This is a genomic window from Chryseobacterium taichungense, from assembly GCF_900109935.1.
Classification (GTDB): Bacteria; Bacteroidota; Bacteroidia; order Flavobacteriales; family Weeksellaceae; genus Chryseobacterium; species Chryseobacterium taichungense.
The window spans coordinates 469885-492814 of the sequence record NZ_FOBV01000004.1 but is presented as its reverse complement, the minus strand read 5'-3'; the positions used below and the strand labels follow the sequence as shown (position 1 = coordinate 492814).

General features: G+C 39.0%; 22 protein-coding genes and 1 pseudogene. 12 read left to right on the top strand and 11 right to left on the bottom strand.

What is annotated here, in order from left to right; translation table 11 throughout:
• The 5 genes and pseudogenes from BMW64_RS20690 to BMW64_RS11590 form a co-directional block, all read left to right on the top strand.
• Positions 1 to 1707 (top strand): annotated as a pseudogene (locus BMW64_RS20690) (hypothetical protein); the annotation flags it as partial.
• 135 nt (positions 1708 to 1842) lie between these two features.
• Positions 1843 to 2577 carry a DNA-binding domain-containing protein gene (locus BMW64_RS11605; protein ID WP_090000117.1) on the top strand — a complete coding sequence of 245 codons (735 nt, stop codon included), beginning with the start codon at positions 1843 to 1845 and terminating at the stop codon, positions 2575 to 2577.
• A gap of 1308 nt (positions 2578 to 3885) precedes the next feature.
• Positions 3886 to 4296, top strand: a complete 411-nt coding sequence (locus BMW64_RS11600) for a BrxA/BrxB family bacilliredoxin (RefSeq protein ID WP_090000116.1) — start codon at positions 3886 to 3888, stop codon at positions 4294 to 4296.
• Complete coding sequence (locus tag BMW64_RS11595) at positions 4280 to 4489, top strand: hypothetical protein (protein WP_143052686.1); 210 nt, start codon at positions 4280 to 4282, stop codon at positions 4487 to 4489. The genes BMW64_RS11600 and BMW64_RS11595 overlap by 17 nt, the downstream gene beginning before the upstream one ends.
• Before the next feature lie 103 nt (positions 4490 to 4592).
• Positions 4593 to 6113 (top strand): GH3 auxin-responsive promoter family protein, encoded by a 1521-nt coding sequence (locus tag BMW64_RS11590; protein ID WP_090000138.1) that lies wholly within the window; start codon positions 4593 to 4595, stop codon positions 6111 to 6113.
• Between the two features lie 264 nt (positions 6114 to 6377).
• Here BMW64_RS11590 and BMW64_RS20685 read toward each other — a convergent pair whose 3' ends face one another.
• Positions 6378 to 6539 carry a bacteriocin-like protein gene (locus BMW64_RS20685; RefSeq protein ID WP_177175275.1) on the bottom strand — a complete coding sequence of 54 codons (162 nt, stop codon included), beginning with the start codon at positions 6537 to 6539 and terminating at the stop codon, positions 6378 to 6380.
• 107 nt (positions 6540 to 6646) lie between these two features.
• Between BMW64_RS20685 and BMW64_RS11585 the strand changes: the two genes are divergently transcribed.
• The gene (locus BMW64_RS11585) at positions 6647 to 7543 is read left to right on the top strand and encodes a hypothetical protein (RefSeq protein WP_090000114.1); all 897 of its coding nucleotides are present in this window, start codon (positions 6647 to 6649) and stop codon (positions 7541 to 7543) included.
• Positions 7544 to 7577: 34 nt separating this feature from the next.
• Here the strand turns inward: BMW64_RS11585 and BMW64_RS11580 are convergent, their stop codons facing one another.
• Positions 7578 to 8528 (bottom strand): isopenicillin N synthase family dioxygenase, encoded by a 951-nt coding sequence (locus BMW64_RS11580; RefSeq protein ID WP_090000113.1) that lies wholly within the window; start codon positions 8526 to 8528, stop codon positions 7578 to 7580.
• 86 nt (positions 8529 to 8614) lie between these two features.
• On the opposite strand from BMW64_RS11580, the gene menD reads away from it, so the two are divergent.
• Positions 8615 to 10291 (top strand): 2-succinyl-5-enolpyruvyl-6-hydroxy-3-cyclohexene-1-carboxylic-acid synthase, encoded by a 1677-nt coding sequence (gene menD, locus BMW64_RS11575; protein ID WP_090000112.1) that lies wholly within the window; start codon positions 8615 to 8617, stop codon positions 10289 to 10291.
• Here menD and BMW64_RS11570 read toward each other — a convergent pair.
• Together BMW64_RS11570 and BMW64_RS11565 are read right to left on the bottom strand one after the other, a co-directional pair.
• Positions 10288 to 10914 carry an aminotransferase class IV gene (locus tag BMW64_RS11570; protein ID WP_090000111.1) on the bottom strand — a complete coding sequence of 209 codons (627 nt, stop codon included), beginning with the start codon at positions 10912 to 10914 and terminating at the stop codon, positions 10288 to 10290. The genes menD and BMW64_RS11570 overlap by 4 nt on opposite strands.
• On the bottom strand, positions 10898 to 11875 hold the full coding sequence (locus BMW64_RS11565) for an aminodeoxychorismate synthase component I (protein WP_090000110.1): 978 nt from the start codon (positions 11873 to 11875) through the stop codon (positions 10898 to 10900). Before BMW64_RS11565 ends, BMW64_RS11570 begins: the two co-directional genes overlap by 17 nt.
• A 46-nt stretch (positions 11876 to 11921) precedes the next feature.
• On the opposite strand from BMW64_RS11565, the gene BMW64_RS11560 reads away from it, so the two are divergent.
• The 4 genes from BMW64_RS11560 (at position 11922) to BMW64_RS11545 (ending at position 14806) form a co-directional block, all read left to right on the top strand.
• The gene (locus tag BMW64_RS11560) at positions 11922 to 12644 is read left to right on the top strand and encodes a hypothetical protein (protein WP_090000109.1); all 723 of its coding nucleotides are present in this window, start codon (positions 11922 to 11924) and stop codon (positions 12642 to 12644) included.
• 77 nt (positions 12645 to 12721) lie between these two features.
• Positions 12722 to 13453, top strand: coding sequence for a beta-carotene 15,15'-monooxygenase (locus BMW64_RS11555; protein ID WP_090000108.1), 732 nt, complete (start codon positions 12722 to 12724; stop codon positions 13451 to 13453).
• Positions 13453 to 14538 (top strand): AI-2E family transporter, encoded by a 1086-nt coding sequence (locus BMW64_RS11550; protein WP_090000107.1) that lies wholly within the window; start codon positions 13453 to 13455, stop codon positions 14536 to 14538. Before BMW64_RS11555 ends, BMW64_RS11550 begins: the two co-directional genes overlap by 1 nt.
• Positions 14539 to 14551: 13 nt before the next feature.
• Entirely contained in the window at positions 14552 to 14806 is a 255-nt protein-coding gene (locus BMW64_RS11545; RefSeq protein ID WP_090000137.1) for a DUF3820 family protein, read from the top strand.
• Positions 14807 to 14841: 35 nt separating this feature from the next.
• Here BMW64_RS11545 and uvrB read toward each other — a convergent pair whose 3' ends face one another.
• The 4 genes from uvrB to BMW64_RS11525 all read right to left on the bottom strand — a co-directional run bounded on the left by uvrB (position 14842) and on the right by BMW64_RS11525 (position 18764).
• Positions 14842 to 16833, bottom strand: a complete 1992-nt coding sequence (uvrB, locus tag BMW64_RS11540) for an excinuclease ABC subunit UvrB (RefSeq protein ID WP_090000106.1) — start codon at positions 16831 to 16833, stop codon at positions 14842 to 14844.
• Between the two features lie 142 nt (positions 16834 to 16975).
• Positions 16976 to 17653, bottom strand: coding sequence for an energy transducer TonB (locus tag BMW64_RS11535; protein WP_090000105.1), 678 nt, complete (start codon positions 17651 to 17653; stop codon positions 16976 to 16978).
• 116 nt (positions 17654 to 17769) lie between these two features.
• Positions 17770 to 18393: a hypothetical protein gene (locus tag BMW64_RS11530; RefSeq protein ID WP_143052685.1), complete on the bottom strand. Its 624-nt coding sequence runs from the start codon at positions 18391 to 18393 to the stop codon at positions 17770 to 17772.
• Positions 18390 to 18764 carry a BlaI/MecI/CopY family transcriptional regulator gene (locus BMW64_RS11525; RefSeq protein WP_090000103.1) on the bottom strand — a complete coding sequence of 125 codons (375 nt, stop codon included), beginning with the start codon at positions 18762 to 18764 and terminating at the stop codon, positions 18390 to 18392. The genes BMW64_RS11530 and BMW64_RS11525 overlap by 4 nt, the downstream gene beginning before the upstream one ends.
• Positions 18765 to 18872: 108 nt before the next feature.
• Here BMW64_RS11525 and BMW64_RS11520 point away from each other — a divergent pair, with 108 nt between their 5' ends.
• Complete coding sequence (locus tag BMW64_RS11520; RefSeq protein ID WP_090000102.1) at positions 18873 to 20093, top strand: PQQ-dependent sugar dehydrogenase; 1221 nt, start codon at positions 18873 to 18875, stop codon at positions 20091 to 20093.
• A gap of 63 nt (positions 20094 to 20156) precedes the next feature.
• Here the strand turns inward: BMW64_RS11520 and BMW64_RS11515 are convergent, their stop codons facing one another.
• From BMW64_RS11515 to miaE, 3 genes are all read right to left on the bottom strand, one after another.
• A complete protein-coding gene (locus BMW64_RS11515; RefSeq protein WP_090000101.1) occupies positions 20157 to 21530 on the bottom strand; it encodes a tryptophanase in 1374 nt (457 codons plus the stop codon).
• Positions 21531 to 21612: 82 nt separating this feature from the next.
• Entirely contained in the window at positions 21613 to 22230 is a 618-nt protein-coding gene (locus BMW64_RS11510; protein WP_090000100.1) for a DUF502 domain-containing protein, read from the bottom strand.
• 14 nt (positions 22231 to 22244) lie between these two features.
• Entirely contained in the window at positions 22245 to 22826 is a 582-nt protein-coding gene (miaE, locus tag BMW64_RS11505) for a MiaE family protein (RefSeq protein WP_090000099.1), read from the bottom strand.
• Between the last annotated feature and the right edge of the window lie 104 nt (positions 22827 to 22930).

Here is a 22930-nt window from a genome sequence, read left to right as displayed (position 1 = left end):
GCAGATGGGACTGTAGCCAACGCAGATTTAGCTTCGGGAGTAGGAGGGATTTACAAAGGAGACGGTTCATTATCCGGGAATACAACTGTGACACAAGGGACCAATACCATGGCTTTTACTTCTACAGCAAGTGCGGGAACCAGCCATTTTACGGTAGACGGAACGACTTTAAATGTAGATGCCGTTAATAATAGAGTAGGCATAGGGGTTGCTGCTCCTAAATCTTTTCTCCAGGTAAGTACATTGAATGGAGGAGCTTCGGTGGATGCCGGAATTTTTTCCATTAATAATTGCTGGCTTGCTTGCAGCCAGTCTTATACTGCAAGAAATATTGTTCTTAATAATCTGAATAGTACCAATTCGGTGTTTGCCTCCATTGATTTTGTTCCCAGCACAGATCCGACGGCGCCATCCGGCTCTTCGATCCAGGGGATCGACAGGGATGGCACCAATAACTATGCAGGGATAGGGTTTTGGACAAGAAATGCATCATCAGGGTATGGTCAAAGGATGGTGGTGAAGTCTGCCGGTAATGTCGGCATCGGAACGAGTACTCCACAGGCGACACTCGATGTGAATGCCATCAGCAGTGGTACCAGCCCCGAAGGGATTATTGCCCCAAGGCTTTCTTTGTCTGCACTCCAGGGATACACCTATGGTACGAATCAAACCGGTGCGATGGTTTATGTGAATTCAGTCTCCGGAACGCCCGCAGGACAGACCGCCAATGTGACCGCAACAGGCTATTACTATTTTGACGGGACCAATTGGCAGAAAGTGGCTAACGGTGCTTCAGTAACCGATGCGACGACAGCGGCCAAGGGAATCGTACAATTAGCTGGAGATTTATCCGGAACCGCCGCATCACCGAGCATTGCCTCCAGTGCGGTAACGTCCGCTAAAATAGCAGACGGTACCGTAGCCAATACAGATCTTAACACAGGAGTAGGTGGAATTTACAAAGGAGGCGGTTCATTATCTGGGAATACTACCGTGGTACAAGGTAGTAACACTTTGAATTTTACTACTTCGGCAACCAATGGTTTTTCTGTGGCTGGGTCGACGCTTTCTGTAGATGGATCGAATAATAGAGTGGGGATAGGAACAACAGCTCCTATTACCAAATTAGATTCCAGACAAAATCCTGGTAATGCTTCTCCCGGTAATGGTGCGATTGGGATCGGGGAAACTACCCAGACGGCAAGTGCTGCCGGTTCGGGAGCAGTACGATATTCTACAACTAGTGGCGGAACTATAGAATATAGTAATGGCACGACATGGAATACTTTGACTAGTACAGTTAAAAAATCATTGGTATATGGATATTTAACAAATGGGCAGGCACTGACCAGTGGCGGAGGAACATTTACCGTTACTGAAAGTTTTGACCAGAATAATGATTTTACTTCTAGTACTTTCACAGTACCAAGAACAGGAAACTATTCTATCAGCCTTTGTGGGCTTACTGCAAGTTCATCTTGGAACCAAGGGGAAGAATTTTCAATAAGAGTGGCAAAAAATGGGACAACACAAGTTGTTGGTTATTGGGCGGCTCCGACGAGTACAACTTATTACGGAGGAAGTTGTACAAGCGTAACAATTTCCGCGACAGCAGGAGATGCAATTACATTTACATATTTTATTGGAGTAGCAGGAAAAACTATTTATGGTGCTGATTTCAATAGATTTTCTATACAGGAATTATAATGATAACATTATTAATATGAGAATATCTATCACTTACAATGCACAACTTCGTATAAAATAATTGAATCAAACTTCACAGGTTTCTGAAATCTGTGAGTTTTTTCAAATCAACAAACATTTTTAAATAAAATAATTATGGCAACAATTCTTCACCGCATCAAAGCGTATCTGTACGATAACGTTTTAACGAAAGACAATCCCAATGATTTCACAGCGCGTACGGCAAGCGAGCGCAGCCTTAATGTCCAGCAGATCTGCCAGGCAGCGGTATCCCGTGGCGGGGCAGACATCTCCGCCTCTTCTATGGAGCACGCCACTGAGCTCTTCCTGAAAGAAATGGCCTACCAGCTTTGTGATGGCTTTTCAGTCAATACCGGCTACTTTACTGCAAGCACCACCATCCGCGGAGTATTCGACAGCCCGTCGGAGACGTTTAACAAAGACAAACACAGCATCATCTTCCAGTTCAACCAGGGAGAAAAGCTACGCGCAGAGATTCCCAACATCGAGGTGAATATCTTAGGCGTCGCCGAATCTTCTGCGGTCATTTTACAGGTAACGGATGTGAAGAGTGGTTCGGTAAATGATCTGCTTACTCCGGGTAGAAACCTGAAGATTATGGGAAGCAAGATCAAAGTTACCGGTGATGATGCTTCGGTAGGAATCTTTTTCGTAGACACCGCAACACAGGGAAGAACCAAAGTAGAGCAAAGTGATATCGTTACTAACAATCCTTCGGAGGTTATGGTGGTGATTCCGGCATTGGCTGCGGGAACGTATCAATTAGAAATTGTCACCCAATTCACCGGCAGTTATCTATTAAAAGAATCCCGCATCACTACTTTCGACCGTGAATTAACGGTAGTGTAAAATAAGATGCTTACCTCGTGCCTAAGTGACCTCCACTTAGCCACCTAAGTGGGTAACACTTACGGTGCTAAGTGCCATCCCCTTACGGGCGGTAAGATGATGTTGCATAAGAGAACATCATATCAACGCAAGAACAAACCATCATTCCATCATAAAGATGGGTATTTTCATCAGTGTGTTACTCCGGTTGGGAAATCTTTCCCGGCTGGAGTTTTGGCTTCGGCTCCGCTCAGCCACTGTTGAGAGGGAGGGTTTGAGGGTTGTGGAGTGTGAACGTTTATCATTCCAGCTTGTCATCCCGTAGGGATCTAAACACGAATCTTTCCATGTTAACTTAAAAGCTATGCCGAGATTCCTACGGAAATCACAGATTCGACGTAGTCAATGACAAAAGTGTTGATAGTGTGTGAGAGGTTGGAGAGTTTGAGAGTGGTAGTACTGAAGGGTTTAAAGCGGCACAAAATTCCCCTCCCTTGGAGGGGTGGCAAAAATTCAAAGAATTTTTGACGGGGTGGTTTAAGAAAGATTCCGAGATTGGTGGCTGAGCGGAGTCGAAGCCACCATTGAACGTATGCCATTTTTAATATTACCATCATAATCGATAAACTGCAGAAGTAAACCATGGTTAAAGCAAATGCTTTGCATTCCAATAGCGTAACAAACCACCCCGTCGCAAATTCCGTTGGAATTTCCGCCACCAGTGCCTCAATATTTATAATTGATTTTTGTTTCGGCGAATCTCGTCCCTCGATTTCCGGAGGAGGGGAATTTAACAGCGATCGACTGGCGGTGCCTGAGCGGAGTCGAAGGCCCACATACACTTGAAGGACTGGTGGCTGCGAGTGACCTCAGCCACCGTTGCGTGGGAGGATTTGAGAGTTTGAGGGGTGGTTATGAGAGTTTATTAAGATTCGCCATCATTTGCTGAGTGCTAAAGTTTATGCTGAGCCTGTCGAAGTACCTTTGCGCTCAAAAGAATATACATACTATATAAATCTCTTGCGGACATAGCGTTAAAATTAAAGCTGACGTTACCCGCTATGCCGAGATTCCTACGGAAATCACAGATTCGACGTAGTCAATGACAAAAGTGTGTGGTGTGTGAGGGTTTGAGAGTATGAGCGTTCCCTTCGGTTAGGGTATATGGAATTCTACGAAGCGACGAAAAGTAGTCGAATGGCGGCGCCTGAGCGAAGTCGAAGGCCCGCTGTTGTTACTCATTTCATTTACCAAAAGCACCGATAGTTTTTATATATTGAAGAAAACTAAAGAATTGCTTAAATTTGTAGCTTAATAAAAACAAAAAATATGTATCCAACAGATTTAGTAATGCCGATGAAGGCTGAACTTACAGATAAAGGTTTCGAAGACCTGACCACTCCTACGCAAGTAGAAGAGGCATTGAAGCAGTCAGGAACTACTCTTTTAGTAATCAATTCCGTATGCGGATGTGCTGCCGGAGCAGCAAGACCGGGTGTCGTTTACTCATTAACAGGAGATAAAAAGCCGGATCACCTGACGACTGTTTTCGCAGGTTTCGACACAGAAGCCGTAGTGGAAGCCAGAAAACACCTTGCGCCATTCCCGCCAAGCTCTCCTTGTGTAGCGCTTTTCAAAGATGGTGAGCTGGTACACATGCTGGAAAGACATCACATTGAAGGAAATCCTGCAGGCGCTATTGCAGCAAACCTTCAGGCTGCTTATGATGAATACTGCTAAGAAAATCAATATCTTATATAAAAACCGTTACAGTCGCTGTAGCGGTTTTGTTTTTTATGAACGTTACATTTTCGGATTATCTTTTTCAGGAGCCGGGAACCTGCTTTCCACTGCAATTCCTCATTACGCGGCTGAGCCGCTCCACTCCGGGATTTTCGTTGCAATCAGGGCTAAGGTAGTGGTCGTTTATTAAAAATCCGGACCTCGTTACACGGAATATGATATTTGAACTTTATCTATAATTTATCATAATAAAAAATTCCCTGAAAATGGCAAATATTATTATATTTGTTGGAATGGCAACGAAAGCACTTTTCAATACGGTGGTCAATTGGTTTATCCGTCAGCGGATAGACCAGATTCAGAATTTTATGGATCATCCTATCGAAACACAAAACGGGATCTTATTTTCCCAGCTGTTTCATGCAGAGGATACAGAGTACGGTAAAAAGTACGGATTCAATTCTATTTCCAGCTACCAGGACTTTAAAAATAAAGTTCCTGTGGTGACTTATGAAGAGATTGAGCCTTATATCGAAAAAGCCAGACAGGGCCAGAAAGATATTACATGGCCCGGCCATATTAAACATTTCGCCAAGTCTTCAGGTACCACCAATGCCAGAAGTAAATTCATTCCCATTTCTGCAGAAAGCCTGGAGTATTGTCACATGAAGGCAGGAAAAGATATGGTATCCATCTATGCCAATAACCACCCTGAAAATCAGCTGTTCAATTACAAAAACCTGCGACTCGGAGGAAGCTCAGAGCTGTACGCGGATTTCAATACCAAGTTTGGTGATCTCTCGGCAATCCTCATCGATAATCTGCCATTCTGGGTAGAAATCACCACCACACCAAGCAAAAAGGTTTCGCTGATGGGAGAATGGGAAAGCAAGCTGAAGGCTATCACTTCAGAAGTGAAAAATGAAGATGTGGGAAGTATTCTGGGGGTTCCGAGCTGGATGATGGTGCTCCTGCAACGGGTGATCCGGGAAACGGATATTAATAATATTTCAGAACTGTGGCCAAACCTGGAGGTTTTCTTTCATGGCGGCATCAGCTTTAAGCCCTACAAGGAGCAGTATAAGCAGATCATCGGAAAAGAGATCAATTACTACGAAATTTATAATGCTTCAGAAGGTTTTTTTGGCATTCAGGATCGTTCAAACAGCGACGAAATGCTGTTGATGCTGGATTATGGAATCTTTTATGAATTTATTCCGATGGATCAGTTTCATCTTTCCAATCCGAAAGTCGTGAGTTTGGAAGATGTGGAAACCGGGAAGAACTATGCCATGGTCATTACAACAAACGGCGGATTGTGGAGGTACCTTATCGGAGATACGGTGGTATTTACCTCTACCAATCCTTTCAGGATAAAGATCACGGGAAGAACGAAACACTATATTAATGCTTTTGGAGAAGAGCTGATGATCACCAATGTCGAATCTGCCCTGGCAAAAGCCTGCGAAGAAACGAAAGCCGCTATTTCCGACTTTACGGGAGCTCCCGTTTTCATGAAGGAAAACGAGGGCGGCGCCCACGAATGGATTTTCGAATTCTGCCAGCTGCCCAATGATCTGGAACTTTTCATTGATGTTTTTGATAATCACCTGAAGTCGATCAACTCAGATTATGAGGCAAAACGTTATAATAATATGACGCTTAAGAGACCGATCGTGCATATTGCCAGACCCAATCTTTTCTACTGCTGGCTCGAATCGAAAGGTAAATTGGGAGGACAGAATAAAGTCCCCCGACTGAGCAACGACAGGGAATATATTGACCCTTTGCTGGAACTTAACAGTAGAAATTAGGCTTTTGGAAGATACTCCCGCTGATTGAGCTGATTAAGCAGATTTTTATTGCATTCACTCTTCTTTTTGGAGTCAACAAAGACATCAAAAAATCAATAGGAATGGGCTTTAGTCCATTTACAATAATCGAACATATTTGGCTTTAGCCTAACATATTCTTTGAGGCAGCCTGACCAAATTTCGCTTTCTGTCTCCTGCTATCTTAAAAATAAAAGCCGCTCCCAATAAGGAACGGCTTTCATATAGATTAGATAAAATGTGTTCTTACATCGTATCAACCTCCGGGCATTTGAAATCTTTACTGCACGTGGCGCAGATGATCACATTTCCGCATGCATACATGCAATATTCAGGTTCCGGAAGTGTAATACCTTCTCCTTTAATGTTTTTTAACTGGCCTTTGCTTAGTTTTTTTAGGTTTTTCATATTGTTTTAGTTAAAAATTTGATAGTAATGTAAAGTTAAACAAAAAAATAATATATCAATACAAAGTGGTATATTAAATATTTAAATATTTTACTTACGTTTACCTCATGATATCAAATGAAAGATTAAACAGCCAAATGCTGCTTTTGCTGCTTCTGCTTTCCTGCATGGGAAAGGCCCAGCAAATAACGGTGACAAATGACAGCCGCTTTCCTATACAAATTGAATATGACAATAAAAAAGCTGATGTAGGAATTAATCAGAAGAAAACAATCGCCGCGAAAGATGAATTGAAGCACATTTCTCTCTTTTATAATAATGATAAGAAAACAAAGAGAAATATTTACCTGTTTTTAAGCCCTCAGCAATCTTTAGGCATACATCTTAAGCAGGATTCTGTAACGTTTACAGGAGATAAAAGTGCTCTACATGATTATGTCAATCATCGGTTGTATAGTGATTTAATATTAAAGATATCTGAGTACCAGAAGTATTATCAAAACAATGATGCTAAAGGATTTATACGTACTTCAGAGATGTATTTAGGAGATGCGCTCAAAAAGGCTGAAAGGCTAAATCATTCGCCATCCGGAAGAGAAGATATTCATTATAAAGAGATCGAGAGGTTGGCTAAAGACCAGTGGTTTTTTACCGTTTTTATGAGTTTCGGGAGGAGCAAAATGGATAATACAGAAAAAGAACTGATGCTTTATTATTTTGAAAAGTATTTTAAAAAAGATATAGCGACCTTCTCGTGTAATTCATGGGTAGATTATGATATTCTGCGCAGATATTCATTACATCGGAAATTACTCAATCTGCAACTTCCGAAATATGAAATTGTGGAGCATACCGATGAGGATGAAATCAACCAGTATTTGCCGGCAAAATGCCAGGAATATTACTTCAGAGGTTCTTATGATTTTTGGATTTACAAAAAAGATACCGTAAGAGCTGAAAAATACAGGAAGATTCTAACAGAAAAATTTCATGCTGCCCTTTAAAAGCAAAACCGGGCTACATACCCGGTTTTCAATATTATTTTTTGATCAGTCCCAATTCGATGAGTCTTTCGTGGAGAAATTCTCCTGCGGTAGTGTCTTCATACAATTTTGGGTGATCTTCATCCACACAGTTTCCGAGAGCATTCAATGACATTGAGCTCACCGGGTGCATAAAGAACGGGATAGAATATCTTGAAGTTCCCCACAGTTCTCTTGGCGGATTTACCACTCTGTGAATCGTCGATTTCAGCTTGTTATTGGTATGTCTCGAAAGCATATCTCCTACATTGATCATCAGTTCATCCGGTTCGGCAATCGCATCGATCCATTCACCATTATGATTCTGAACCTGAAGTCCTTTTCCTTGGGATCCCATCAAAAGAGTGATGAGATTAATGTCTCCGTGAGCTGCTGCTCTTACGGCATCATTCGGCTCTTCCGTGATCGGAGGATAGTGGATCGGTCTTAAGATCGAATTTCCTTCTGCAATTTTATCATCAAAATAAAATTCATCCAACCCAAGATAGAGTGCCAAAGCTCTCAGAACATACTGTCCTGTTTTTTCCAACATCTGGTAAGACTCCTTACCCACTTCGTTGAATTTCGGAAGTTCTTCAACGATTACATTATCAGGATACTCGTCTTTGTATTTGGAATCATCAGACACATATTGTCCGAAATGCCAGAATTCCTTCAAGTCTCCTTTTTTAAAGCCTTTAGCAGTTTCCTTACCGAATCCTACATAGCCTCTTTGTCCGCCAATCCCCGGAATTTCGTACTTCTGTTTCGTTTCCGTTGGCAATTCAAAAAAGTTCTTTACCTCTCCATACAATTCCTCTACTAATTTGTCATCAAGAAAGTGGCCTTTTAAGGCAACAAAACCAATTTCTTCATAAGCTTTTCCGATTTCATTTACAAATTTCTGTTTGCGTTCCGGGTCACCCGAAAGGAAATCACGCAGGTCTACACTAGGTATTTTGTCCATTTTTAGAAATTTAACGAACGGCTAAATTACAGATTTTTAAATTAAATTCTTTTTCGTGTTAAGCATTTATCCGCTAAATTTGCTTTATGAAAAAATATTCTTCTAAAAGAAGTATTCAGATACTCGCACACCTTCTTCAGCAATACGGAATTTCAGATATTATCATTTCACCGGGATCCAGAAACGCCCCTCTGGCCATTCATTTTTCGGAAACAGACAGCTTCAACTGTTTCAGTATTGTTGATGAAAGAAGCGCGGCTTTTGTAGGAATGGGGATGGCGATGAGCGAAAAGAAGCCTGTGGCAATAACGTGTACCAGCGGTTCGGCGGCGGCTAATTATTATCCTGCCATCACAGAAGCTTTTTATTCCAATATTCCACTTTTGGTGTTAACGGCTGACAGACCAATGGATTATGTGGATATTTTCGATGGACAGACCATCAGACAGAATAATCTTTTTCATCAGCATTCTTACGGAGATTTCCAATTGCTGGAAGACAGTAAAGAAAATGCGGAAGACCTTAATTTTGATACGATCAAGAAAGCTATTGAATTATGTATCGAAAAGCAGGGGCCTGTTCATATCAATATTCCTCTTGAAGAGCCTTTATATGAGCTTGTTTCGGAGTTGCCGACTTTCCCTACCATAGAAAAAACATTAAAGCAAAAAGAATACGAAATCCCATCTAACCTGGTGGCAGACTGGAATACCTCACAGCGAATCATGATTCTTGTAGGTACAAGGGATTATAGCCCGGAACTTGAGAATCAGCTGACTCAACTGGTGAAAAATCATTCTGTAGTGGTTTTAAGTGAAGCGAATTCTAACCTTCATCATGAAAAGTTCTTCAGGCATATTGACCGCTATGTTTTCAATTTTACGGAAGAGGATTTTCAGTTGTATGCTCCCGATCTATTGATTACCGTAGGACAGAATGTGGTTTCTAAAAAAGTTAAGCAGTTTCTCAGAAAAGCACGCCCAAAACAGCACTGGCACTTGGATGAGGTGTGGCAGCCGGACACGTATTTTGCATTGACGGAAAAAGTGGAAGTAAAACCAGAAGTTTTCTTTTCTAAATTGCTGAAATTCATTAATCTTGAGCCAAGTCCATACTTTAATCTCTGGGATGTGCTGAGGGATAAAAAGGATGCAAAGCATGAGAAGTTCCTAAGCACGGTCGAATTTTCTGATTTTTATTTTTTCAATAAAACGTCACAGATGATTCCGGAGAACTATAATGTGCATTTCAGCAACAGTTCTGCGATACGGTATGCCCAGCTGTTTGATTACGGGAAGAGAAAAATCTACTGTAACAGGGGGACGAGCGGAATTGATGGCTCAACTTCAACGGCTATGGGCTTTGCGATAAAAAATTCTGAACCTACTTTACTGATTACAGGAGATCTTAGCTTCTTTTATGATATTAATGGTCTTTGGAATCAATATATTCCGCCATTTGTAAGAATTATGATCTTTAATAACGGGGAAGGAAATATTTTTAAGATTATTCCAGGACCAGGAAATGCCAACCCTAATACGCTGGACGAATTTATCGCCACGAAACACCATAAAAATGCAGAGTTTCTGGCTAAACATTTCGGCTTTTCTTATACGAAAGTAGACGAGGAGGCAACCTTAGACCGGGTGCTTGAGAATTTCTTCAAACCTGATGCTCAGCCTAAAATATTAGAAGTCAATACGTATGGCAGAAATAATGCGGATATACAGAAAGCCTATTTTAATTACCTTAAAGAAAACTAAAGATCTGCATATTCTTCATTTCCTGGCAGATTGATAATTCTGTCAATAGGATAAATGAAATTCTCATCAAAGTCATTTAAAGCATTAATGATCTGAAAATGAGAAAATTCTTTGATGTTTTGGAGAGTGATCTCGGTTTCCTTTATTTCTTTTTTTCTTAAGAGGTTTTGTCTTTGCACGCCGTTAAGAAGATAGGAAGTTGGGGTAAACCAGTCTTTTCCCTTAAGAAAAAGCAGATTTGAGTAGGATGTATCGGTTATATGGTTATTTTTAACGATAATGATTTCCTCAGCTTTAGATTTCATTTTCATCTTTTCCAGTTCTTTACGGTCTTCAAACTTAAAAGAATAGTCGAAACTGTTGTTTTCCACCAACTGAAAGTTCTCTATTTCCGGAATAGCATAAGGAATCATCTGAGTCCGGATTTTTTTGTCCAGGCTGTATACAATTCTTAGTTTAAAAAGCCCGTCTTCATCATGCTCAAGATGCTCATAAATTTTTGCAAGATCAATACTGCCTTCTTTTCCGAAATGGGCAAATGTTGCATCTACACGTTTTTGATGGAGATCTAATAAAAAAATCTCCTGATCTTCTACCTTAATACTTTCAATGAATTGGGACATAGATTTTGTTTTTCATTTCCTGATATTCGTCTTCTAATCTGCTCATGTGGGTTATGCCACCACCGCTTTTGAAATAAAGTTCATCGCCTTCTTTTTCAATAAATCGTATCATCACGCAGCTGTCGAGGTTTTTACCGTCAAACCAGCCGCAAACTCCTGTATAATAGCCTCTTTCATAGCCTTCCGCGTCCAGAATGATGTCGAGTGTTTTTGGCTTCGGAGCGCCTAAGATGGATCCGGCGGGAAGGATTTTTTCCATAATGCTGCCCAGCTTACCGTCGAATTCAGGCTTGATGTTTCCTGAAATCTCAGAGCTCATGGCGTACAGATCTTTTTGCTTGGTTTTAATGAAGTCAATATACTGAAATTTATCAACTTTCACATCATCTGCCACCATGCTGAGGTCGTTCCTTAGCAGATCAACCACTGTGTAATGTTCCGCTTTTTCTTTTTTATCATTCCTGAGAATTTCCGCCGCATTTTCCAGAGAAGCATCGATTGTTCCTTTCATGGGATACGTAAATATTTTACCATCAATGATTTTCACAAACGTTTCAGGAGAAAAAAATACAAAAAAATCTTTATAATACGCCTTATATTTTGCGGTAGAATGATAAAAAATTTCTTCCAGTCTCAGGTTGGTTTCTATTTTTGTCTTACGGGTGTAATTTACCAGATATGAATTTCCCAGGTGAATATTTTTCTGAACTTTATCAAAGCCTTTTTTAAAGCTTTCCAAGGTTTCCGGGAATGATTTCCATTCCACATTTTTAGATAATGCGTGCTGATTTTTTACGTTTGAAAAGTTTTGAAAATCAATTAATAAGCCTGATTTTTCAATTTCATTTTCTTTAAATATTTCAACATGCTGCGCAAGGAAATCTACAATGAAAAAGTAAGGAACTTTCTGAAGTGAAAGTTCATCCATTTCCATAAATTTTTGATGATTCACTGAAAACATTCCGCAAAAGTAATTATTGATGTTTACTTTTGCACAAAATTTTTTTATGGAAAACAAATATCCACAGAAACCGGGATTGGATTTTATACTGAAGCAGGCATTTTTCTACTGGAATAAAACATTGGTTTTTCAGCTGATGTTTTCCATCATGTATTTCGGAATTATGATGACCATATTGTTTTTCTGCGACGCCAAATATGGTATTTTGACCGGCTATCTGGAAACCGCAAAATATGCTAAAGAAGGCGTTCAGGTATATACGGCAGAGCTTCAGAAACTTCTTTCGACGGAAAATTTTCAGAACTTTTCGCTGTGGATGATGGGAACGAATATTTTTCTGTATCCGCTAAATCTTGGCTTTTATCAGATTTACAGGAAGATGGATCTTGGTGAAAAAATTGAGCTGGGAGATTTATTTGTGGGTTACAACGGATTGAATTTTTTCAGATACATCGGGTATTACATTTTCTGGTATTTCATTTTTGCATACAGTATTCAGACGATTATTCTGGGGGTGGTTTGGGTTTCCATTACGATGTTTGTCGCTCCTATGATGTTCTTTATGAATAAAAGTATTTTGGAATCATTGTCTTTAAATTTTAAAGCACTTAGAATGTATTTCCTGGAAATTCTGGTATGCATTATGGTTGCTGTTTTGTTTAAATATATCGGTTTTGCACTGTTTTTTATAGGAGGACTTTTTACCTTTCCGTTCTGGAATGCAATGATCTATTCGTTGTATAAAGTTATCTTTTCAGAGAAAAATTAATTTTTGACTGAGTTTTTAATGCGTTTTCTGTCAAAATAAATTAAATTTGGTAGAAACAACATTAAAATATAAACACCATGTCAGAATTCAGTGAATTTGAACAGCAAGGCTCTGTTCCGGAAAGAAATACAGGATCGATTATTTCGCATGCCTTCGAAATGTATAAAGGCGTTTTCCTTTATGCCATTATCGCAATGATTGTTTATCTCCTTTTAGGTTTTGTGATCCAGACTATTACTGGGTTCAATTCTGCATCAATGATGGAAGAAATGAGAGAAAGCGGTAATTATGATTTCAACTATTGGAATGCTCCGGGGTTTCCTTTGTATCTCACATTGTCCGGGCTTTTGGGATTATTGCTTGCCCCTCTTTATGTAGGTCTGATCTACATGATCAATAAATACAATACAAAAAATCCGATTGAGTTTTCGGATCTTTTCATTGGCTATAGACAGAACTTTGTAAACATTTTGATTTATGCATTATTGTCAGGAATTATTTCAACAGTAGCACTTTCACTTTGTGTAATTCCTATTGTTTTTGTTTATCCGTTTTTAATGCTGGGCTATCCGATCTTATTGTTTGAAAATGCTTCTGCTACAGATGCGATCGGAAAATCTTTTTCTATTGTTAAAGAAAATTACGGCACTTTTCTTGGTGTTACCATTCTTGGGTTTTTGATTTCTATGGCAGGGGTTGTCCTTTGCTTTATCGGAGTTATTTTGACGGCTCCGTTTATCATGGCAGTAATGTATTCTGCATACTGCGCTTACCTTGGAAAACCAAGACAAATAATGCTAAATAAATAATGAATAAACAAGAGCAAATAAGCAGTGTAAAAATAAAGCAGGTTTCGCTGATTGCGATTATTCTGGTATTGGCAGGATTGATCTGTTTCAATCTCGCCCTTTTCATTCCTTCTGTTTTAGGAGCCATTACCATTTATGTTGTCTGCAGAAAGTATAATTTTTATCTGCAGGAAGAAAAAAAGTGGAAACCCTGGGCTTCTTCATTGGCTTTAATGTTTGCAAGTCTGGTTATTCTTATCCTTCCGATTTACTTTATCGGAGATTTATTAATTGAAAAACTGGGAAATGCACAGGCTTACATGGATAAGTTTAATGTGTTTCTGGAAAAAATTCATACCTATATTTATTCTAAGATAGGATTTGATATCTTAAGCAAAGAAAATATGGATAAGCTTAAGAGCAATGTCGGACAGTTTTCTACCAAAGCATTGAGCGGGACATTCAATACATTAACGGTTGTCTTGTCGATGTATTTTATCCTTTATTTTATGCTCGAAAAGCCAAGGTTTTTTGAAAGGATATTGTCGTCCTCCGCACCTTTGAAAAGATCAAATGTATCGCTAATCGGCGAAAAAATGAGAAAGCTGATCATGGCAAATGCCATCGGAATTCCTGTAGTAGCTCTCGGGCAGGGAATTGTCGCGCTGATAGGATATTTTATTTTCGGAGCGCCAAGTCCGGTTTTGCTTTTTGCTTTAACTGCTGCGGCATCCATGATTCCCGTTGTAGGAGCGGCTATAATTTACGTTCCGATTTGTATTTACATGATTGCTGAAGGAGATACCGGGACCGGATTGGGGTTAGCTGCTTATTGTCTTGTTATCGTGGGATTGACGGATAATGTGTTGCGTTTTACTCTTCTAAAAAAGTTGGAAGATATCCATCCTTTAAATACTGTTTTCGGAATTATTATGGGAATGAATCTCTTTGGATTTATGGGGTTGGTTTTTGGGCCAATTCTTATTTCTCTTACACTGTTGCTGATTCAGGTATACAGAAACGAATTTTCTGAAGACGATACACCAGATCTGAAGCTGCCAAACAAGGATGATGAACTTGAAGAAAAAATAGATTTATTAGTATAAAATGGAATACGGAATAAACCCCGAAATATTAAAAGAAATCTGCGAGGTTAAAATGCCTTTCGGAAAATATGAAGGAACAATTTTGGCCGATCTGCCTATTAGCTATCTTGAATGGTTTCACCGAAAGGGAATGCCCAAAGGAAAATTGGGAATGCAGCTGTCCACCATCTATGAGATAAAATTAAATGGCTTGATGGATCTGCTAATTCCGATTCGGGGAGGAAGTGTGAATTATGAGAAATATAAAAACAAAACATACTGGTTTTAAAAACTTCGGCGGCACCAAAGGTGCCGCCGAAGTTTTTATGCTTTTAAAGCTTCAATCTCGTCTCTCAATTTTGCTGCTTTAATGAAATCCAGGTTTTTTGCTGCAGACTCCATTTCTTTTTGCTTTTGTGCGATTACCTTTTCGATATCTTCGCTTGTGTAGCTGGCTTTCGCTTCTGCAACTTTCTGAAGAATTTCCTTCTGGGTATATTTTTCGTCCGGGAAATCTTTTGTTCTTCCGACTAAGCTTTCAGAAATTTTCTTGTTCAAGGCAACAGGTACTTTGCCATGTTCTTCGTTATACTGCATTTGTTTTGCCCTACGATACTCCGTTTCATCCAATGTAGCCTGCATCGATTTCGTGATCTTATCGGCGTACATGATGGCTTTACCATTAAGGTTTCGGGCGGCACGTCCCACGGTCTGGATCATGGAACGACGGCTTCGTAACATACCTTCTTTGTCGGCATCCAGAATGGCAACCAGGGAAACTTCCGGTAAATCCAATCCTTCTCTCAATAAATTAACTCCGATCAAAACATCAAAAAGCCCGACTCTAAGGTCCTGCATGATCTGAATACGCTCAAGGGTTTCAACATCAGAGTGGATATATCTGGTCCTGATTCCGAATTTCGTGAAATATTTCGTCAATTCCTCAGCCATTTTCTTAGTCAGGGTTGTAACCAGAACCCTTTCATCAAGATCAGCTCTTTTTTGAATTTCCTCCATTAAATCATCAATCTGATTAATGGTCGGTCTTATCTCGATAACTGGATCCAAAAGACCGGTCGGACGTATAATCTGTTCTATATAGGCGCCTCCTGTTTTTTCCAGTTCATAATCTGCGGGTGTCGCCGAAACATAAATAACCTGGTTCTGAATGGCTTCAAATTCCTCAAATTTCAAAGGTCTGTTGTCCATAGCAGCAGGGAGTCTGAATCCGTATTCTACCAGAGATTCTTTTCTGCTCCGGTCACCTCCGTACATCGCGTGAACCTGTGGAACAGTAACGTGGCTTTCATCAATAACCATTAAATAATCCTTTGGAAAATAGTCAAGAAGGCAGAAAGGTCTTGTGCCCGGCAATCTGCCATCAAGGTATCTTGAATAGTTCTCAATTCCGGAGCAATATCCCAGTTCTTTGATCATTTCAAGATCCAGCTCTGTTCTTTCCTGTAGTCTTTTAGCTTCAAGCGGTTTTTCAATAGCATTAAAAAAATCTACCTGTTTTACCAGGTCATCCTGAATATTCCGGATGGCGCCATTTAAAGTTTCTTTTGAGGTTACAAAAAGATTGGCCGGATAGATCTGAATTTGCTCAAAATTAGAAGTTACATTTCCGGAAACGGGATCAAAGCTCTGAATTTTTTCAATTTCATCTCCAAAAAACTGAATTCTCACAGCGTTATCGGCATACGCTGGAAATACATCAATTACATCTCCTTTTACCCTGAATGTTCCTCTCTGGAATTCGTTTAAGGTTCTGGAATATAAAGCATTAACCAATGCGTGTAATAATGCTGTGCGGGTTACTTTTTCTCCAATAGCGATAGATATCAGGGATTTGTGGAATTCTGTTGGATTACCGATACCGTAAATGCAGGATACAGAGGCTACAATCAGGACATCTCGTCTCCCTGAAAGTAAACTTGCTGTGGCTGAAAGTCTTAGCTTCTCAACTTCTTCATTAATGCTGAGATCCTTTTCAATATAAGTTCCGGTCGTTGCGATATACGCTTCCGGTTGATAATAGTCGTAATAACTCACAAAATACTCAACCGCATTTTCAGGAAAAAATTCCTTGAATTCCATGAACAGCTGTGCTGCCAGGGTTTTATTATGGGCCAGAACCAGAGTTGGTTTCTGTACATTTTGTACAACATTGGCTACCGTAAAGGTTTTACCGGAACCGGTAACTCCCAAAAGGGTCTGATATTTTTCACCGATTTTTACGCCTTCGGTAAGCTTTTCGATGGCTTGAGGCTGGTCTCCGGTGGGTCTATATTCTGATTGAAGTTTGAATTGCATAGAAAATTGTGATCTTACATACAAAAGTACGAAAGAAATATTTGACATTGAAAAGTATTCGATACCTCAGAAAAAATTGTACGTATAGAAAAATTCTAAAATATTTGAAATAAAAAAACACTCGCAATGAGTGTTTAATGATTTATTGAAAAGACATAGCCAATGGGATCTTCATTCGATAACGAACAGGTTTTCCGTCCTTTTCTGCAGGTGTCCAGACAACATTTTCATTGGCTTTTTTTAATGCTGAAATTGCTTCAATGTTGAAAATTTCATCATTTCCGGTGGCGTCTACATCGATAACATTTCCTGTTTCATCAACGGTATAGGTAAGTTCAGTTCTACTGAATTTCTTAGATTTGTCAGCATTCATTTTTGATGCGTCAAATAGCTTTGAAATCTTAGTTCTCAATGCATTAAATCCTCCGGGATACTGTGGAAGTAATGTCACATCGTCTTTAGATGTTACTGTTTCTGTGTTCCTGGCTGCTGTTTCCTCTTTTAGATTTGTATTTTTACCTTCTTTTGGGCGAATTGTATCCTGAACGGTTTTTCTGGTGTTTGTATTTTCAATTTGTGTTCCTTGTGTTTTAATTTGTTGATTTAAAACTTTATTTTCAGAATCGTCAAATACCCTTCCTGTATCTTCAGAAAAAGAGTCTTTCAGGGGTTCTGAACTTTTATTCTGCGTTTCCTCAATGATTTTTTCAATAGGATTTGCATATGTTTTCTGCACAAATAGTCCGAATGCAAGAAGCAGAACAGGCGCGACGGCTACTTTTTTGAGGTTTGTCAGTTTAGACTTTTTGGTGTTCATCATAATAAATCGTTTTTTGGTGTTGTTAAAATTTAATGTATGAATAAGGTTATAGTTTTTAGATGAAATGAGTTCATCAAGAATAAGGTGCTGATAATCTTTTACGTTAAAATTTTTCTTTAGTACAGATTCATCTGCCAGAAATTCATGATTGGTGACGATGGCTTTTTTGTAGAAAAAAGAGAAGGATTAAACCATGTAAAAATTTTCAAAATTTCAATGAATAAAAGATCAAGGCTGTGTTTTTGGTCGATATGGCTTTTTTCGTGAATGAAAATCCGGGGATCAATTTGGTTGTTTACCAGATAATTTTTCCCGATGTAAATCGTTTTCCAGAAACTGAAAGGAGGAATATTTTCATCAGTCAGAACAATCTTTTGATTTTTATACCCTATTTTTTTACCTTTTATATTTTTAATCTTTGAAATGGAATAAATGGTCTTTATTAACAGGATCACAGTTATTATTCCATACGACATCCAAAGGAGATTTGTCCAGTTGAAACTCTCTTGTTTAGGAGTAAGATCTAAAACCTTTGTGGTTACTTCAAGTGTTGTCTGTAGTCCATTAACTGGTTTTGGGTTTTCTGATGTAACTGAAATAAAAGGGACAGCGTATGAGAAAATTAGCGAAAAAAGTAAATAAAATCTGTTAAACCGGTACATTTTTTCCTTCTGCAGAAATGTAAAATACAGAGTGATAAGCAATGAGGAACACAGTATTATTTTTAAAATGTAAATCATTTTTCCTCAATTTGTTTATCAATTATTTCCCGGAGTTCTTTCAGTTCTTTTTGTGACAGTTTAGCATTTGATGTAAAAAACGAAGCAAACTGCGTCACAGAGCTATTGAAAAAACGGTCAATCATAGAAGACATTTCTTCCTTGAAATATTCACCCTTAGCGATCTTCGGAAAGTATTCGCGGGAATTTCCATAAAGTGTGTAGCCAACGAAATCTTTGTTCTGCATTCTCTTGAGCAGCGTGGCGACAGTCGTTGTTGCCGGTTTTGGATCAGGAAGTGATTCCAAAATATCTTTCATAAAAGCCCTTTCTTTTTCCCAAAGTATTTCCATAAGGTCTTTTTCAGTATCTGTCAATTTTATTTCTTTCATATTCTACGGTTTGATATTTCTTTCTACAAATGTAGAATAAAAATTTAAACTACCAAATTTTATGGCATTATTTTTCCATTATTTAGCGGAATCACTTAATATAATGGTATGAAAATCAATAAATTTTATATTTCAGCAATAACTTTATTTTTAATTTTTTCATCTTGTAAAGAAAGTAAGATTAATGCCCAACAGATTGGAAGCGACGGAAGCGTAGAAACAAACGCTCCTAACTCACCGGAGTACAAACCTGCTTTTGCCGGACAGACCAGAATCAAAGCCGTAAAAACCACAACTCCTTATAAGGTTGAAATCCTTAGCAAAGATCTTGGAAAGCCTTGGGGGATCATTAATTTGCCGGACGGAAGATTTTTAACTACCGATAAAAAAGGGTATATGAATGTGGTTTCATCAGATGGAAAGCAGATCTCAAAAATTGAAGGTTTTCCCAAAGTCGATGACAAAGGGCAGGGTGGAATGCTTGATGTAGCCTTGGATCCGGATTTCGCAACGAACAAGATTATTTATTTCAGCTTTTCGGAACCCTATGAAAAGGGAAATCATACTGCTGTTGGAAAAGGAAAGCTATCTCAGGATTTAAAGAATATTTCAGACGTACAGGTTATTTTCCGGGCAACTCCTACCTATAATGGCGATAAACACTACGGAAGCAGGCTAGCTTTCGACAAAGACGGAAATTTATTTGTTAGCACCGGCGAAAGATCTGACAAGCAGACGAGAGTGTATGCCCAGAGAACAGATAATTATTTAGGTAAAATTTTAAAAATTACAAAAGATGGTAAACCCGCACCGGGAAATCCGTTCATCGGAAAAGCAGGATTTAAGCCTGAAATTTATGCCTATGGAATCCGGAACCCTCAAGGAATGGCCATTGATCCCAACGGAAATCTCTGGGATGTTGAAATGGGACCAAGAGGTGGAGACGAAATTAATTTAATAAAAGCCGGTAAGAACTATGGCTGGGGAGATGTGACGTATGGAATTGAATATTCAGGAGAAAAAATAAATAATGGAACTACCCAAAAAGCGGGGACAGAGCAACCTGTTTATTATTGGGATCCTGTGATCTCACCAAGCGGCGTGACTTTCTACACCGGAAATATCGATGAGTGGAAAGGAAATCTGATGATAGGATGCCTTAGCGGTGAACATATCAACCGTATTGTCATGAAAGATAACAAAGTGGTTGGTGAAGAAAGGCTTCTCGCTGATGAAAAAGAGCGTTTCCGTGATGTTTTGAACGGAAGTGATGGCAATTTGTACGCGATAACAGATAGTGGGAAGCTGTATAGAATTTCTAAAAAATAATTTACGTAGTCTTTTATATATGGTTCGGGCTCAAAACGAAGTTTTGAGCCCGAACCGCTTATTTTATGCTTCTTCCAATCGAACGGTGAAGTGTCTCAACAGATCAGGCTCCCAGGTAATTTTATATCCTTTTGCAATTTCATCGCGTCTTTCGTACACGTTTTTGATTGCTGCGGCAATATAATCCATATGGTTGTTGGTGTAGGTTCTTCTTGGGATTGCAAGACGCACAAGTTCCAGTTTTGGATAACGGTTTTCTCTTGTTTCAGGGTCTCGGTCTGCCAGTAAAGTTCCGATTTCTACTGTTCTGATGCCTGCTTCTTTATAAATCTCAAGTCCTAAGGTTTGTGCCGGATATTCCGAACGGTCAACTTTTGGAAGGAAATTAAGAGAGTCAATAAACACAGCGTGTCCGCCGATTGGCTTCTGAACCGGAATTCCATATTCTATTAGTTTATTTCCAAGATATTCCACCTGTGAAATTCTGCTTTCTAAATAAGCAAATTCTGTCGCTTCATCGAGACCTACTGCTAAAGCTGCCATGTCTCTCCCGGCCATTCCGCCATAAGTGATAAATCCTTCGTAAATAATGGTAAAATTGGAAGCTTTTCTGAAAACTTCTTCATTATTTAAAGCGATAAAACCTCCGATGTTTACCAGTCCGTCTTTTTTAGAACTCATGGTCATCCCATCTCCGTAGGAGAAAATTTCTTTACAGATTTCCTTGATAGTTCTGTTTTCCTGTCCGGCCTCTCTTTTCTTAATGAAATAGGCATTTTCTGCAAATCTCGCTGAATCAAAGAAAACAGGAACTCCATATTTGTCAGAAAGTTCTTTTACTGCTTTCATGTTTTCCAGAGAAACAGGTTGTCCGCCGGAAGAATTGCACGTAATGGTAATAAGACAGAAAGGGATTTTTCCTGGGTGGCTTTTATAAACTTCCTCCAGCTTTTCAAGGTTAATATTTCCTTTAAAAGGATGAAGATCATTAATATCGAATGCTTCATCAATGGTGCAATCAATGGCATGGGCTTTTCTGAATTCAATGTGTCCTTTTGTGGTATCAAAATGGGAGTTTCCGGGAATTACATCTCCTTCTTTTACGAGAACGGAGAAAAGTACATTTTCTGCAGCTCTTCCCTGGTGTGTTGGTAAAAGATATTTAAAACCTGTAATATTCTGTACGGTTTGGTGAAGTTGTTCAAAAGATCTCGATCCGGCATAGCTTTCATCACCCATCATCAATGCGCCCCATTGTCTGTCGGACATCGCTCCTGTCCCGGAATCGGTAAGAAGATCGATGAAAACCTGTGAAGATTTTAGATTAAATAAATTATAGTTTGCTTCTTTAAGCCATTGTTCTCTTTCTTCTCTTGTTGACTGACGGATTTCCTCAATCATTTTGATGCGGAAAGGCTCCGCGTACGGTAAATTCATGATAGTATTTATTAGATTGTTTTTGTAAAGAAAATTTTATTTGAAATAAATTCAAATTCATCAAAAGATATTTAAGAGCTGACTATTCAGGAGCTTTAAATATATTGTCATCCGAGTGGAATCCTGCAACGCCGCCACTCACCGCAAATTTCATTGCAGAAGCTGCTGTCATTCCCACTACAGGTTTGATGTTTTTTTCTTCCGTAACAATTACCCATCCCGAAATGGCGTAAGAATGCGGCAGGTAAACCGCTACATAATTGTGTTTTTCTACATCAGCCATTTCCTTCTGGGTGAGAAAACCGATTCTCCAGATTTCAGGATTTTCGTTGGTTTTTACCCATACGGGATCGTTAAATTTTTTCTTATCTCCAACGAATGAAGACATGACATCTTTTGTTGGGGTATAAATGTGCTTTACGCCGGGAGTTTTTTCAAGAAGACGGTCCATCGCGTCGAAAAAGAACCTGCCCACAACAAATTTGTTCCCTAAATATCCTAAAAGTGCTGTAAATAATATGGTTGAAATAAAAACCAGTCCTGGAATCTCTTTAGCTACCGATGGAATAATATTGTCTATAGAAGTCACTACATACCAAATGACAAACATTGTCAATCCGATAGGACCAATAATGACAAGTCCCTGAAAGAAGTTTTTCAGAAAAAAATTAGCAATATTTTCAAACGTTAGCTTTTTCAACTTAAAATATAGTTTTATCCGTGGATGGTTTCTCCTTTTCCGTAAGACTGAATGACTTTAGCTTCATATTCAAGCCATTCTTCCCATCTTGCATTCACTTTCTGTTCATCACCCAACTGCCTTGCAAAGCCGATAAATGTTGTATAATGATTGGCTTCAGAAATCATGAGTTCTCTGTAGAACGTTTTAAGTTCTTCATCTTTTATATTCTCTGTAAGCACTTTGAACCGTTCACAGCTTCTGGCTTCGATCATAGCTGCAAAAAGCATTTTATCAACAATAAGATCATCTCTGTTGCCTCCTTTTTGGATGAAATTTACCAGCTCGTTTACATAATCATCTTTTCGGGTACGCCCGAATGTGTATCCTCTTTTTTTAATAATCTCATGAACCTGTCTGAAATGTTCCAGCTCTTCCTGCGCGATGGCGAGAAGTTCGGTTACGATTTCAGGATATTCGGGAAGCATTGTGATTAGCCCGATAGCATTGGTTGCTGCTTTCTGCTCACACCATGCATGATCCGTCAAAATTTCTTCAATGTTTCCTTCTGCAATATTTGCCCACCTGGGATCGGTAGGAAGTTTCAACTTAAACATGTTTTAAATTTTGTGTAAAATTAAAATATTTTGTGAAATGACAGAAGTTTTATTTTGTTTGAAGATTTTCATTTAAATTCATCTTTTTTATGAATTATGTAAAC